We start from the raw sequence: 14,018 nt of genomic DNA, 5'->3' as shown, positions 1-14,018 counted from the left end.
GGGCGGGCCGCGACCACGGCCAAGGCCCGCCCCTTCAACCCCCCACCCGCTAGCGGAAGTTCTGCCTTTTCATGCGTCTGTACCTGCTCGCCCTGAACCCGACCGACTCCGTCACCGAGGGCTTCCTGCCCGCCGCCGCCCGGCTGGGTCTGGACGTCACCGTCCTGACCGACCAGCCCGACGCCCACCGCGCCGCATATCCGGACCTCGAGGTCCTGGAGTGCGACGTCCGTGACTTCCGGGCCGTCGTCACCCGCATCTCCACGCACCACCGGCCCGACGCGGTCTTCACCAACAGCGACCACCTCCAGACCCAGGCCGCCCTGGCCGCCGCCTACTTCGGGCTCCCCGGCAAGGACTGGCGGGCCACCCTGCGCTGCAAGGACAAGGCCGAGATGCGCCGCCGGCTCGCCGCGGCGGACGTCGACACGGTGTGGTCGACCGAGCTCACGGAACCGGCCGCGCTCGACGCGCCGTACCCGTGTGTGATCAAGCCGCGCGAAGGGGTGGCCAGCGAGGACGTCGTCCTCGTGGACAACGCCGAGGATCTGGTGACCCGCTCCAAGGAGATCTTCGAGCGGCGCCCCGGCACCGTCCTGGTCGTCGAGGAGTACCTCCCCGGCGAGCTGTACACCCTGGAGACCCTCGGCGACGGACGGACCCGTCATGTCCTGGGCGGCTTCCACACCGAGCTGTCGCCGCCGCCGTACTTCATCGAGGAGACCCTCACCTTCGTCCCGGCCCACCCCGAGCCGGTCGTCGAGCAGGTCCTCGCCCAACTGGACGCGCTCGGCGTCGGGTTCGGGGCCTGTCACACCGAGTTCGTGGTGCACGAGGGCCGGGCGCGGATCATCGAGGTCAACTACCGGGCCATCGGCGACCAGTGCGACCTGCTGCTGGCCCGGCTGCTGAAGATCCCGCTCTTCGAGCACATCCTGCGCACCCACCTCGGCGAGCCGCTCCCGGCCGACCTGGGCGCCCGCCAGGACGGCGCCGCCCGTCTGGAGTACCCGTGCGCCGAGCGCCCCGGCATCCTCACCGAGGCCCCGGCCGCGACGGAACTGAGCGTCGACGGCGTCCACCTGACGTACCGTCCGCTGCGCGCGGTCGGTGAGCGGCACGAGCTGTACGGCACCAACCGCGACTACCTCGGCGTGCTGCGCGCCACCGGCACCGACCAGCCGACGGTGGACCGGGTGTCGGCCGACTTCCTGGCCGGCCTGCGCTGGGAGATCCAGCCGTGACGGCCGCGACATCCCCGCAGGCCCCGACGACCGACACGTGCGCGCGGGAACTGCTCACCCGTGTCCTGAGCGCCTTCCTCCGCGAGGACGTGGTCGGACTGCGCACCGGCAGCACGCTCGTGCACCGCCCGGACGGCCCTTGGATGCGCCTGCCCACCGGGGACGACGCGCTGCTGCTGCCGGTCGCCGAGGACGGCTTCCAGTGCGAGTACACCGCCCGGCTGCCGCTGCTCGTCCGCGAGTCGGACGGCGCCGAGCTGACCTCCTACGACACCGTGCTCGCCGAACTGCGGGCGCTCGCCGACCCCGTGGACCGCGGCGGCTACGACGCCTTCGCCGAGGAGTGCCGGCAGACGCTGGCCACCGTGCGGCTGCACGCGGCCACCCGCACCGACGTCATGAGCCGGCTCGGCGAGGACCCGGCCCACTGGCCCGCGCTGGCGTACGACACCCTCGCCGCCCGGCTGGACCATCCCGTGTATCCGACCGCGCGCGGCCGCTCAGGGCTGAGCGAGCTGCAACTCCAGGCGTACGCACCCGAGTTCCACCCCCGGTTCGCGTTGCGTTGGATCGCCCTGCGCCGCGAGAGCGTCACCCTGGCCGGCACGCTCCCCGCGTTCTGGCCGACGCCGGAACAGCTCGGTCTGGGCGAGGTGGCGGGCACCCATGTGGCGCTGCCGGTGCACCCGTTGACCGTCTACGCGCTGCGGGACGGCGGCCTGCCGGACGGGGCGGTGTTCGCGGACCGGGCGTACCTGGACGTCGTACCGACACTATCGATGCGCACCGTGGCCGTGGACGCGTCGACGCATCTCAAAGTCCCTCTGGCCACCGCGACGTTGGGCCTGCGCAACAAGCGCACCGTCAAGCCCGGCACCCTCGTGGACGGGGCGGCGGGGCAGCGACTGCTGGAGGCGGTGATCGCCCGTGAGCCGCGGTTCCGGGACACGATCCTGCACGCCGACGAGACCACGTACGCCCACGCCGGGCACGAGCTGCTGGCCGTCCTGTGCCGGCGCTTCCCGGCCGCCCTGGACGGCGCCGAGGTCGTACCGCTGGCCGCCCTGCTCGCCGAGGCGCCGGACGGGCGGCTGGTCCTCGACCAGCTGGCCGACCGCTATTACGGCGGCGAGCCGCTCGCCCTGCTGGACGCCTTCCTGACCCTGCTGTTCGACTGGCAGACCACCCTGTTCGGGTACGGCATCGCGCTGGAGTCGCATCAGCAGAACGTCTCGCTGGTGCTGCGACCCGGCAGCCTGCGACTGCTGTTCAAGGACAACGACGGGCCGCGTGTCAACGCCGAGCGGCTCGGCGCAGTGCTGCCCGGCCCATGGGGCTTCGATGACGCCCGGACCTATGTATCCGGTGACGGTCCGGTCGCCGACCTGTTCACCACCATCACCGTCCATCTGTGCGCGGGCGCCTACGCGTTCGGCCTCCCCCGACACCGCCGGGCCGTGCTCGACCTCGTACGGGAAAGGTTGGGCGAGGCGGTGGACCGGCTCGGCGGCGACGCGGCCGCCGTGCTGCGCGAGCGGGTGCTGGACGCGCCGCGGCTTCCGGTGAAGGCGATGGTCACGGCCGGCTCGCTGCTGTCCAAGGAGCGCTCCGGCGCGGCCGATGTCAACAAGCACTACACCACTGGCCCCAACTACCTGCTGCGGCAAGGGGGTTCGGCATGAGCGCCGGGGCACTGCGGATACCGCGGTCCGCGTTCGGTCGGGGTCATGTGCAGGCGGTCGCGGGCTGCTACTTCGTGGCGTCCTTCGCGGCCCTGGGGCTGCCGCCGTATCTCACCGAGATCCTGCCGGGGCTGGGCGACCGCGACGCCAGCTGGGCGGGGGTGCTCTATGTCGTCCCGACCGTGTTCGGTGGCATCGCGGCGCCTGTGTGGGGGCGGCTCGCCGACCGCTACGGCCGCAAACGGCTGCTGCTGCGCGCTCAGTTGGGGCTCGCGGTGGCCTTCGTGCTCGCCGGGTGGGCCGACTCGCTCGCCGGCTTCACCCTCGCGCTCGTCCTCCAGGGCATCCTCGGCGGCACCTTCGCCGCCTCCAACGGCTACCTGGGCGCGGCCCTTGAGGGCCCGGCCCTGTCCAAGGCGCTCACGCTGATGCAGGGCAGCGCCCGGGCCGCGCTGGTCTTCGCGCCGATCGTGGTCGGCGCCCTGTCCGGCTGGCTGTCGCCGCACCGCCAGTACGCGCTGCTCGCCGTCCTCCCGCTCACGGCCGCGCTGCTCCTCGCGGCGCTGCCCGAACCGGGCCCCACTCCGCGCAGCACGGCCGAGGCCGCCGTCACCGTGGCCGACACGCCCCCGGTGATGTCCCTCAGGGCGCTCTACGCGCTGGAGTTCGCCTTCGTCTTCTCCACCGTCATCTCCTTCCCCTATCTCATCGCCCTCGTCGACGACCGGCTGCCGGGCACCTCACCGACGCTGTCCGGGGTGCTCTTCGCCCTGCCCCACCTGTGCTATCTGGTGGCGGCGCTGGCCGTGCACTCCGCGTTCCGGGAGCGCCCCAGGACCGGGATGGTGCTCGGCTTCGTCCTCATCGCGCTCGGTCTCGCCGGGCACGGCCTGGTCGACTCGCTGCCCGCGCTGATCGCCGTGCGACTGCTGCTCGGCGCCGGTCTCACGCTCGGCCTGGTGTGTCTTCAGGTGCTGGCCGCGGACTGCGCCAAGGGCCGGGCGCCCGGCGGGCTGTTCGGTTCGCTGGAGTTCTTCTCCAAGGCCGGCGCGGTCGCCGCCGGTCTCGCGGCGGCCGCGGGCAGCGTCCGCTTCGGGCCCGCCGCCCCCGTGCTGACCGGTGCCGCCGCTGCCGCCGTCACCGCCGTGGCGACCCTCCTCCCCTCCATGACCCCCCGCTGGAGCCGCTGATGCCCTCGCTCGCCCTGCCCCAGACGCCGCCCGGGCGCACCGAACTGCCCACCGCCGACGAGGTGGTGGCCCACACCCTCCTCAACTGCCTGCTGCGCGAGGTGTCCGGCCCCGAGCACCAGAGCGTCGTCACCGACGGCCGGCTCCTGCTGCGCCTGCCCCGGCGCGGAGTACTGCTCCGCGTCGATCTGCGCCGGACCTCACTGCTCGGCGCCCACCGGTTCACCGGCCCGGTGTCCGAACAGCGCGGCGGCGAGTGGACGGAGCTGCACTGGCGCCGCCTCGCCGAGTACACGCACGACGAGCTGTCGCTGCGGACCGGGGTGCGCAACGAGGAGTTCCTGGAGCAGATCGCCTCCAGCCACGAGGCCGTGACGACCGCGCTCAGCGCCCCTCGCACCGAGCAGGCCGACCCCTACCTCGCCTCCGAGCAGTCCCTGCTGTTCGGCCACCGCTTCCACCCCACCCCCAAGGCCCGCACCGGTGACCCGCGCGCCTGGTCGGCGTACGCGCCGGAGGTGGGGGCCGCCTTCCCGCTGCGGCATCTCGCGGTCCGCGAGCACCTGATCGCCGAGGAGTGCGCCGAGCCGTCGACCGTCGCCGCCCTGGACCGGCTGCGGGCCGACGTCCCGGCCGGCTACCGCCTGCTGCCCGCCCACCCATGGCAGTACGACACGCTCCGCGAGCACCCCGCGCTGAGCACGGCGCTGGCGAACGGCGACGTGCTGGACCTCGGTCCGGGCGGCCGGCCCTTCGCCGCGACCGCGTCCGTGCGCACGCTGTACGACGGGGAGACCTTCCTGAAGTTCAGCCTGAACGTGCGGATCACCAACTGCCTGCGCAAGAACAGCAGTTACGAGCTGTCGGGCGCGGTCGCCCTGACCCGGGTGCTGGCCCCGGCGCTGGCCGATCTCGCCGAGCGCTTCCCCGGCAGCGCCGTGCTCCGCGAGCCCGCCTACCGCACCCTCGCCCTGCCGGGCCCCGACGGAACCCCGGACCAGGCGCTGTTCGAGGGCTTCGGCGTGATCGTCCGCGAGGGCCTGCCCCAGCGGCTCGCCCCCGGCACCACTCCCCTGCTGGCGGCCGCCGTCGCCGACGAGTACCCGAGCAGCGGCGCGCACATCTCCCGGCTGCTCGACGGGGCCGACGCCCGCGCGGCCCTCGACTGGTGGTCGGCCTACCTCGATCTGCTCGTCCCGCCGGTCCTGGCCGCCTACTTCGACCACGGCCTCGTCCTCGAACCACACCTCCAGAACGTCCTGGTCTGCGTGGACGACGACGGCATGCCCGCGCAGGTCCTCTTCCGCGACCTGGAGGGCACCAAGCTCGTCCCCGAGCACCACGCCCACACCCTCGCCGCGCTGCCGCCCGAGGTCGCGGGCCCGATGACGTACGACGCCCAGCGGGGCTGGGACCGGGTCGTCTACTGCCTGCTGGTCAACCACATCGCCGAGCTGCTCGCCGCCCTCGCCGATCTGCACCCGGAGACGGAGGCCGAGCTGTGGGGCCGGGTACGCGCGACGCTCCAGTCGTACGCCGACCGGCTCGGCTGCCCGCCCCGGCTCTCCGCCCTCCTCGCCGGCGTGCCGCTGCCCGCGAAGGCGAACCTGCTCACCCGCTGGGAGCGCAAGGCCGACCGCGAGGCCGGTTACGTCCGTCTGTCGTCCCCGCTCGCCGAGGACATCCTGACCGGGAGCACCCGATGACCCCCGCCGTCCACGCCCGCGCCCTGGCCCTCACGTCGGGCGAACTGCCCGCCTACCTCTACGACTTGACGGCACTGCGCGCCCACGCCGCCACCGTACGGGCCGCTTTGCCCGAGCGGGTCGAGCTGTACTACGCGGCCAAGGCGAACCCCGAGGCGGAGATCCTCGCCGCGCTCGGTCCCTACGTCGACGGATACGAGGTCTCCTCGGGCGGTGAACTCACCCATGGGGCCAAGGCGGTTCCGGGGCGCCCGATGGCCTTCGGCGGTCCCGGCAAGACGCCGGACGAGGTGAGCGCCGCGCTGGAGGCGGGGGTCGAGCGCTTCCATGTCGAGAGCGGGTACGAGCTGCGGATGCTGGCCGAGCTGGCGCGGCGGGCGGGGCGGCGGGTGGCGGTGCTGCCGCGCGTCAACCTGCCGCTGTCCGACGGTTCGCTGGCGGGCAGTTCGCTGGCGATGGGCGGGCGTCCGACGCCCTTCGGCATGGACCCCGCCGAGGCTGCCGAGGTCGTCCGAGCGCTCACGGACGGCACATATCCGCATCTCGAACTGCGGGGTGTGCACGCCCACTTGGCCAGTGGCCTGGAGGCTCCGGAGCAGCTCGCCGTGGCCGGGGCGATGGTGGACTGGGCCGCCGGACTCGGGGTGCCGCTCGCGGAGGTCAACGTCGGCGGCGGCATGCACGTCGACTACGCGGACCCCGAGCGCCGCTTCGACTGGGCCGCGTTCGGCGAGGGGCTCGACCGACTCGTGGCGGCGCACCCGGGGTTGACGCTGCGGATCGAGCCGGGGCGGGCACTGACGGCGTACTGCGGCTGGTACGCCACCGAGGTGCTGGACGTGAAGCACAGCCACGGCGAGGAGTTCGGCGTGGTCCGGGGCGGCACCCACCATCTGCGGACCCCGGCGACGAAGGGCCACGACCAGCCCTGCGTCGTACTGCGGGTGGCCGACTGGCCGCACCCGTGGCCGCGGCCGGCCGCCGAGGGCGAACACGTCACGCTGGCCGGGCAGTTGTGCACCCCGAAGGACGTCCTCGCCCGGCGGGTGGCCGCGCCCGGGCTGCGGGCCGGTGACCGGGTGGTGTTCGCGCTGGCGGGTGCCTACGCGTGGAACATCTCCCACCACGACTTCCTGATGCACCCCCGGCCCGGCTTCCACTTCCTGGACGCCGGACCGGAGGGGAGCTTCTAGGAGGGGTTCCCTAGAACGGGTAGTGCGCCTGCTGGGTGGCGATGGTCACCCAGCGGGTGTTGGAGAAGGCCTCCAGGCCCCAGCGTCCGCCGAAGCGGCCGTACCCGGAGGCCTTGAACCCGCCGAAGGGGGCCTGCGGTTCGTCGGCCACCGACTGATCGTTGATGTGCACGATGCCGGTGCGGATCCGGCGGGCGACGGCCAGGCCATGCGTGGCGTTCTCGGTGATGATGCCGCAGGTCAGACCGTTCTCGGTGTCGTTGGCGACGGCCACCGCGGTGTCGTCGTCGGAGAACGTCTCGACCACGCAGACCGGTCCGAACGCCTCGGCGTGGTACAACTCGGCGTCCTTCGGCACCTCGGTGAGGACGGTCGCCGGGTGCACCGCGCCGTCGGGCGTCCCGCCGCCGGTGAGGACCTTCGCGCCCTTGGCGACCGCGTCCTCGACCAGCCCGGCCACGCGCTGCGCTGCGGAGGCGGCGACCAGCGGCCCGACCACGGTGTGCGGGTCGTTCGGGTCGCCGGCCTGCAACGAGGCCGTCTTGGCGGTGAACTTCCGGGTGAACTCCTCGGCCAGCGACTCGTGGACGAGTATCCGGTCGCCGGACATGCAGATCTGCCCGGCGTTCATGAAGACGCTGAAGGTGACGGCGTCCACGGCGTAGTCGACGTCCGCGTCGGCCAGCACGATGACGGAGTTCTTGCCGCCCAACTCCAGCACGGCGGGCTTGAGATGGCGGGCCGCGTGCTCGCCGATGATCCGTCCCACGCCGGTGGAGCCGGTGAAGTTCACCGCCCGCACCCGCTCGTCGGCGATGAGCGCCTCGGCGATCTCGGCGGCGTCCTCGCGGGCGTTGGTGACGACGTTGAGCACGCCGTCGGGCAGTCCGGCCTCGCGCAGCACGTCGGCCACGAAGAGCGCGCAGGCGATCGGCGCGTCCTCGCTCGCCTTGACGACGACGGTGTTGCCGGCGGCGAGCGGCGCGGCGACCGCCCGTACGCCGAGGATGACCGGAGCGTTCCACGGCGCGAACGCCGCGACCACGCCGACCGGTTCACGGACCGCGAGGCCGAGCGCGCCCTGCTCCTGTGCGGTGAGGACCTCACCGCGCGGCGCCGTCACGGCGGCGGCCGCCTCCCGCAGCATGTTCGCCGCGAGGTAGACGTTGAAGTGCGCCCAGGGCCGGGTACCGCCGGCCTCGTGGGCCATCAGTTCGGCGACCTGGTCGCCCTTGCCGTCGAGCAGGTCGGCGGCCTTCAGCAGGATCGCGCGACGGGCGAACGGGGCCAGCTCGGCCCACGCGGGGAACGCCGCCTCGGCCGCGTCCACGGCCCGCGTCACGTCCTTCGGCCCCGCGGCCGCGACGGTCGCGTACACCTCGCCCGTGTAGGGGTTGACGTCCTCCGCCGTGCGGCCGGAGTCGGCGGGCACGTCCTTGCCGCCGATGAACAGTTCGCGGGTGATGGGCATGATGCGGACCTCTTTGTTCGCCACGTGAACCATGATTCATTTCTTGTCCGCATGCTCTGTTTACCGGACAACAATGTCAAGGGCCGCCCGGCTGTGCTTGGTTTTCGGCCGGGCGGCCCTCGGGGTGAACGTGACGCGGGTGGATCAGTACTGGATCCCCGGCAGCAGCTGGGTGACGGGGGCGGCCAGGTCGGTGACCTGGCTCAGCTGGTTGAGGTCGTTCAGCCGGTTGAGCTGCGCCAGCTGCGCGGAGGGGCGCGGAAGCTCGCCCTTGTACTCCGCCGGCATGTCCGTGACGGACAGCGAGTCGAGCGTGGCGATCGGGCTCAGCGCGGTCGTGTCGAGGCCGTCCAGCGGAGCCGCGCTCGCCATCGGGGCGGCGAGGCCGGTGACACCGGCGGCGAGGCCGACGACAGCGGCGATACGTCGAGTGGAGATCATGTTTCAGCAACGCCGACGGACCCTCCACGGACACGGGCAGCGGGCTCCGCTCACCCGTCAGGCTCAGTGCCGGTTGCGCTTGCCGAGCCCGGCGGGGCGGAGGAGTCTCTTAGAAGAGGCCCACGCAGCCCACTCCCCTCGGCCGCGGGCCTCGTCGGAGGTCATCATGGGCACCGCTTTCAACACCGAGACCCTGCGCCGCAGCATCGAGGGAAACACGGCGGCGAATCTGCTGTCGCTCTACGCGGACGACGCGGAACTGCGCGTCGTGGACCACAACACACAGCCCAGCAGCCCGAGGGTCCTGCACGGCCGGGACGAGATCGGCGCGCTCCTGGAGGACGTCTACAGCCGCGACATGACGCACAAGCTCGAACGCTGTGTCGTGGACGGCGACAACGCCGCGTTCAGCGAGAGCTGTCTGTACTCGGACGGGGTGCGGGTGCTCTCCGAGTCGATGATCACGCTGCGCGACGGGAAGATCGCCGAGCAGGTCATGATCCAGGCATGGGACGAATAGGGAGGCTGCTGCCGAAGGTCCAGATCACGTCCCGGTTGAGCTGGACCTTCTCGGTGCGGTCGGCACCGGTCCCGACTCCGCGGCCACGACCAGTTTCCGCAACAGGTCGGCCAGCGTCCGTTGCTCTGCTGCGGTCAGTACTGCGAGGAGCGCGACCTCGCCCGCTTCCTCCGACGCCGCGTGCTGTTCGAACGCGGCGTATCCGGCGTCGGTGAGCCGGACCCGTACCCGGCGGCGGTCGGCGCTCTCGTGGGTGCGGCCGATGAGGCCGGCCTCCTCCAGCGGCCCGAGGCGGGCGGAGAGCGCGCCCCGGGTCAGGCCCATCAGGTCGGCGAGGTGCGAGGGGCTCGTGGTGTACGGCGGACCGAGCCGGCGCAGGGTCAGCAGCACTTTGTACTGCCAGTGCGGCAGCCCGTCGGAGTCGAGGGTGTCGCGGCGGGCCTGCGAGGCGTGCCGGGCCAGGATGGCCAGCCGCGCGTAGACGGCCTCCTTGACCGGGTCCATCCAGTCGAGTTCCTTCGACCACACCTCGACGTGCCGGTCGACCGAGTCCTCCATTACCTGCCTCCCGCAATGGTTTTCTTGTGGATAGTTTTTCGCCTGACTACCTTCCCCGGTCATGACGACCACCACGAGCACAACCGTCGATTTCCCCGAACTCCTCGCGGCCGCCCGCGAGTTGTCGCTGGCGGGACGGTGGGACCGGGCGCTGCGCCTGCTGGACGCGACGACCCCGGCCACCTCCGAGGACCACGCACTCCACCGTCTCGCGGCGGCCGAAGCCGCCCTCCAGAGCGACTGGTTCGGCGGTACGGACCTGGCGGCCGAGCGCATCGCGGCCGTGCCCCGGGATTCCGGCTGGGACCTCGGCTTCCTGCGGCTGCGGCACGACTACTTCCGGCTGCTGCGCACCGACGGCACGTTCCGGCCCGGCCCCGCGGGCAAGGACCCCGAAGCCCTCGCGCGGATCCGGCGCGACGCGCTCGACCTGCGCGAAGGCGCCCCCGACAAGGTGCGCCGGGGCTGGGCCGCCATGTATCTCGGGCTGATCGCCGACAACCTCTTCGCCGAACGCACCGCGGCGCCCGCCCACTACGAGGCCGCCCTGCACGCCGGCGAGTCGGGCGGCGACGATCTGCTGGTCCGCGAGGCGCTGCGGCACCTCGGCGACCACGACCACGACGGCGGCGACCACGACAGCGCCCGGGCGCGCTGGCAGCGGGCCACGGCGCTCGGGGCGCGGGCGGGCATGGTCCCCGGCATGCTCACCCAGCTGATGCTGCTGGCGGTGCTCGCGAGGGACACGGGCGACGAGGCGGGGGCTCGGGCGCTGGCGACGGAGATCGCCCGCTGGGCCGGGGCGATCGGCGCAGGCCCCGTGCACGAGCAGGCGGCCGGCTTCCTGGCCGGGGCCGATCCGACGGCGCCTCCCTCGGAGGGTTAGGCTGTCGGCGGGCCGTGACTGGCGCTGAGGTGGAGCACCACCGGGGAGCGGCTCGCAGGATCCCGATGCCGTGCGCCTGGGCGAACCGACTACCAGCCCAGGAGTGGATCATGTCTCAGGCTCGTCTCATGGACGGCACCGCGCTCGCCGCGCGGATCGTGGCGGAGACCGGCAATCGCGCCGCCGACCTCACCGAACGCACCGGCACCACCCCGTGTCTCGCGACCGTACTGGTCGGCGCGGACCCCGCGTCCGTGACGTACGTCCGGATGAAGCAGAACCGCTGCCGCAAGGCCGGCATCGCCTCCCGGCACGTGGAGCTGCCCGCGGCGACGACCACCGAGGAACTGGTGGGCACGCTCAGAGCGCTCTCCGCCGACCCCGCCGTGCACGGCATTCTGCTCCAGCACCCGATGGGCGAACACATCGACGAGCGGGCCGCGTTCGAGGCGATCGCACCGGAGAAGGACGTCGACGGCGTCACCTTCGCCTCGTTCGCGACGATGAGCTTCGGCCTGCCGGGCTTCGTGTCCTGCACGCCCGGCGGCATCATGCGGCTGCTCGACGAGTACGACGTCGACCCGTCCGGCAAGCGGGCGGTGGTCGTCGGCCGCAGCGCGATCCTCGGCAAGCCGGCCGGCATGCTGCTGCTCGCCCGCGACGCCACGGTGACGTACTGCCACTCGCGTACGGCGGACCTGTCCGCGGCCGTCCGTGAGGCGGACATCGTGGTCGCCGCCGTGGGCCGGGCGCGGCTCATCAAGGGCCAGGACATCAAGCCCGGCGCCGTCGTGCTCGACGCCGGGTACAACGAGGGGAACGTCGGTGACGTCGACTTCGACTCCGCGGTGGAGCGGGCCTCGCTGATCACCCCGGTGCCGGGCGGCGTGGGTCCGATGACGATCGCCACACTGCTGGAGCAGACGGTGGACGCCGCCGCCCGGCAGCTCGGAGTCTGAGTCAGCGCGTCCAGGCCCGGTAGTCCATCACGTCACCGGCTTTGACGCCGTACTCGGGATCCGCCTCGGTGAAGGTGGTCTCCAGACCGAGTACGGCGCCGCCGGCCGGGTCCATGATCAGCATCCGGCGGGTGGCCGCCTGCTGGTACACATACGCCTGGCCGCGCCGCCCGAGCCGGTCGGTGACCTGTCCGACGGGCTTCAGCCCTTCGGCGTCGGCCAGCATCTCGGCCACCGTCGCGGACTCACGGGCGCCGAGGGTCCAGGTGTCGAGGAGGACCGCGACGCCGTCGAGAAGCCCGCCGGTGTCCAGCGCGGTGTCGGTGTGCGTGGCCTCCTGGAGGTAGGCGCGCAGCCGGGCGACGTCGTGCGGGGGCGGCGACTGCGGCGGGGCGTCGCTCCAACTCGGCGGATAGGTCCGTGTGGTGCGGTCGTGGCCGTCGTCGACGGTCACCGTGTGGCTGTCGTCGGCGTTCCACCGCACGACACGCTCCTCCGGGAACGTGATCGGCGGCTCGTCCTCGCTCATGCCGAGGCTCCACGACTTCACATGGGTGCCTTTGCGCAGCTCGAGCGAGCTGTCGACCGCTCGGGCCCGCTTCGCCAGGGTCGCCAGGGACACGGGGGTGGAGTCGGCGCGTACGACGAGCGGGCGGGGGGCGGCGGCCGCCGGCGTGGTGGTCTGGTCGGTGAGCAGCAGCGCCGCCACCAGCGCACCGACGACGGCCGTGGCCGCCAGCCCCCAGAGAAGTCGGGGGCGGCGGGATGTCCGTTGCCGCATCAGCCGGCTCAGCCGTCGCTCGGCGTGGTGGTCCAGGGGTCCGTCGCCGAAGTGCGGGCCGTCGGTGGGGACCGGGTTGGCTCGGCGCAGGAGTTCGAGTTCGTCAGCCATGGCCGTTCTCCTTCAGGGCGGCGGCGGTCTTGGGGCCCATGCGGTCGATCTCGGATCTCAGCCGGCGCCGCGCCCGGTGCAGCCGCATCGACGCGGCGCGGGTGCCGCAGCCGAGGGCGACCGCCACCTCCTCGACGCCGAGTTCCTCCCAGGCTGTCAGCCGCAGCACCTCCTGGTCGGCCGGGGAGAGCCGGGCCAGCGCCTCGTGCACCCAGGCCCCGGGGGCCTCCGTGTCGGGGCCCGCCTCGATGTGCCGCCCGTGGGCCGTGTCGTCGTTGCCCAGCCGGTCCACCAGCCGCCGCCGGCGCCCCTGTCCGCGTACCGCGTTGGCCAGGCATTTCCGTGCCACCCCGTACAGCCAGGGCAGCGGGGACTGCGGGAGGTCGGCCCGGCGGCGCCAGGCGACGGTGAACGCCTCCGCCACCACTTCCTCGACCTCGTTCATACGCCCGTCCAGTCGCCGCGCGACATAGCGGCTGACCGCCCAGTAGTGCTCGCGATAGGCAGCGGCGAAGTTGTCGTCGTCGCTCATGTTCCGTTCTTGTCCGGCACCCCGGGGATCGTCACACCCTCTTCCGTGATTCTCGTCGCGCCCCTGAAGTGTGACGTCCCGGGCGGGCGCGGACACAGGCGGGGCATGAGGCACCTCAAGTGGCTGACGACCACGGATCACAAGACGATCGGAACGCTGTATCTGGTCACGTCGTTCACGTTCTTCTGCATCGGTGGTCTGCTGGCGCTGTTCATGCGCGCCGAGCTGGCCCGGCCGGGTCTGCAGATCATGTCGAACGAGCAGTTCAACCAGGCGTTCACGATGCACGGCACGATCATGCTGCTGATGTTCGCGACGCCGCTGTTCGCCGGCTTCGCGAACTGGATCATGCCGCTCCAGATCGGCGCGCCGGACGTGGCCTTCCCGCGGCTGAACATGTTCGCCTACTGGCTGTACCTGTTCGGCTCGCTCATCGCGGTCGGTGGCTTCCTCACCCCGCAGGGCGCCGCCGACTTCGGCTGGTTCGCCTACAGCCCGCTCTCCGACGCGGTCCGCTCGCCCGGTATCGGCGCCGACCTGTGGATCATGGGTCTGGCCTTCTCCGGCTTCGGCACCATCCTCGGCTCGGTCAACTTCATCACCACCATCATCTGCATGCGCGCCCCCGGCATGACGATGTTCCGCATGCCGATCTTCGTGTGGAACGTGCTGCTGACCGCGGTGCTGGTGCTGCTCGCCTTCCCGGTCCTCGCGGCCGCGCTGTTCGCCCTGGAGGCGGACCGC

General features: G+C 72.4%; 14 protein-coding genes and 1 riboswitch. Of the genes, 9 read left to right on the top strand and 5 right to left on the bottom strand.

The features are described from left to right. Nucleotides 1-71 precede the first annotated feature (71 nt). Genes ABKA17_RS20865 through ABKA17_RS20845 form a run of 5 tightly spaced genes read left to right on the top strand, consistent with a single transcriptional unit; the run spans nucleotide 72 to nucleotide 7,015 of the window. Nucleotides 72-1,244 (top strand): ATP-grasp domain-containing protein, encoded by a 1,173-nt coding sequence (locus tag ABKA17_RS20865; protein ID WP_353693658.1) that lies wholly within the window; start codon nucleotides 72-74, stop codon nucleotides 1,242-1,244. Next, a complete protein-coding gene (locus tag ABKA17_RS20860; protein WP_353693657.1) occupies nucleotides 1,241-2,926 on the top strand; it encodes an IucA/IucC family protein in 1,686 nt (561 codons plus the stop codon). Before ABKA17_RS20865 ends, ABKA17_RS20860 begins: the two co-directional genes overlap by 4 nt. After that, nucleotides 2,923-4,116, top strand: a complete 1,194-nt coding sequence (locus ABKA17_RS20855; protein ID WP_353693656.1) for an MFS transporter — start codon at nucleotides 2,923-2,925, stop codon at nucleotides 4,114-4,116. Before ABKA17_RS20860 ends, ABKA17_RS20855 begins: the two co-directional genes overlap by 4 nt. Beyond that, nucleotides 4,116-5,822, top strand: a complete 1,707-nt coding sequence (locus tag ABKA17_RS20850; RefSeq protein ID WP_353693655.1) for an IucA/IucC family protein — start codon at nucleotides 4,116-4,118, stop codon at nucleotides 5,820-5,822. Before ABKA17_RS20855 ends, ABKA17_RS20850 begins: the two co-directional genes overlap by 1 nt. After that, nucleotides 5,819-7,015, top strand: coding sequence for a type III PLP-dependent enzyme (locus tag ABKA17_RS20845; protein ID WP_353693654.1), 1,197 nt, complete (start codon nucleotides 5,819-5,821; stop codon nucleotides 7,013-7,015). The genes ABKA17_RS20850 and ABKA17_RS20845 overlap by 4 nt, the downstream gene beginning before the upstream one ends. 10 nt (nucleotides 7,016-7,025) lie before the next feature. Here ABKA17_RS20845 and ABKA17_RS20840 read toward each other — a convergent pair whose 3' ends face one another. Beyond that, nucleotides 7,026-8,486, bottom strand: coding sequence for an aldehyde dehydrogenase family protein (locus tag ABKA17_RS20840; RefSeq protein WP_353694219.1), 1,461 nt, complete (start codon nucleotides 8,484-8,486; stop codon nucleotides 7,026-7,028). A gap of 144 nt (nucleotides 8,487-8,630) precedes the next feature. Continuing rightward, entirely contained in the window at nucleotides 8,631-8,927 is a 297-nt protein-coding gene (locus ABKA17_RS20835; protein WP_353693653.1) for a hypothetical protein, read from the bottom strand. 166 nt (nucleotides 8,928-9,093) lie between these two features. Here ABKA17_RS20835 and ABKA17_RS20830 point away from each other — a divergent pair, with 166 nt between their 5' ends. Beyond that, on the top strand, nucleotides 9,094-9,447 hold the full coding sequence (locus ABKA17_RS20830) for a nuclear transport factor 2 family protein (RefSeq protein WP_353693652.1): 354 nt from the start codon (nucleotides 9,094-9,096) through the stop codon (nucleotides 9,445-9,447). Between the two features lie 24 nt (nucleotides 9,448-9,471). On the opposite strand, the gene ABKA17_RS20825 is transcribed toward ABKA17_RS20830, so the two are convergent. Next, nucleotides 9,472-10,005 carry a MarR family winged helix-turn-helix transcriptional regulator gene (locus ABKA17_RS20825; RefSeq protein ID WP_353693651.1) on the bottom strand — a complete coding sequence of 178 codons (534 nt, stop codon included), beginning with the start codon at nucleotides 10,003-10,005 and terminating at the stop codon, nucleotides 9,472-9,474. A 61-nt stretch (nucleotides 10,006-10,066) separates the two neighbouring features. Here ABKA17_RS20825 and ABKA17_RS20820 point away from each other — a divergent pair, with 61 nt between their 5' ends. Then, nucleotides 10,067-10,891, top strand: coding sequence for a hypothetical protein (locus tag ABKA17_RS20820; protein ID WP_353693650.1), 825 nt, complete (start codon nucleotides 10,067-10,069; stop codon nucleotides 10,889-10,891). 4 nt (nucleotides 10,892-10,895) lie between these two features. Beyond that, a riboswitch (ZMP/ZTP riboswitch) is annotated at nucleotides 10,896-10,980 on the top strand. A 21-nt stretch (nucleotides 10,981-11,001) separates the two neighbouring features. Beyond that, nucleotides 11,002-11,850 (top strand): bifunctional 5,10-methylenetetrahydrofolate dehydrogenase/5,10-methenyltetrahydrofolate cyclohydrolase, encoded by an 849-nt coding sequence (locus ABKA17_RS20815; RefSeq protein WP_353693649.1) that lies wholly within the window; start codon nucleotides 11,002-11,004, stop codon nucleotides 11,848-11,850. Nucleotide 11,851: 1 nt separating this feature from the next. On the opposite strand, the gene ABKA17_RS20810 is transcribed toward ABKA17_RS20815, so the two are convergent. Further along, entirely contained in the window at nucleotides 11,852-12,742 is an 891-nt protein-coding gene (locus ABKA17_RS20810; RefSeq protein ID WP_353693648.1) for a CU044_5270 family protein, read from the bottom strand. Beyond that, nucleotides 12,735-13,274, bottom strand: a complete 540-nt coding sequence (locus tag ABKA17_RS20805) for an RNA polymerase sigma factor (RefSeq protein ID WP_353693647.1) — start codon at nucleotides 13,272-13,274, stop codon at nucleotides 12,735-12,737. The genes ABKA17_RS20810 and ABKA17_RS20805 overlap by 8 nt, the downstream gene beginning before the upstream one ends. Nucleotides 13,275-13,379: 105 nt before the next feature. Between ABKA17_RS20805 and ABKA17_RS20800 the strand changes: the two genes are divergently transcribed. After that, on the top strand, nucleotides 13,380-14,018 hold a 639-nt coding region (locus ABKA17_RS20800; protein WP_353693646.1), incomplete at its 3' end, for a cytochrome c oxidase subunit I.

Source organism: Streptomyces sp. RG80 (genome assembly GCF_040446465.1).
Lineage (GTDB): Bacteria > Actinomycetota > Actinomycetes > Streptomycetales > Streptomycetaceae > Streptomyces.
Note: the sequence above shows the minus strand (reverse complement) of the source record. Positions and strands in the feature narration are given on the sequence as shown.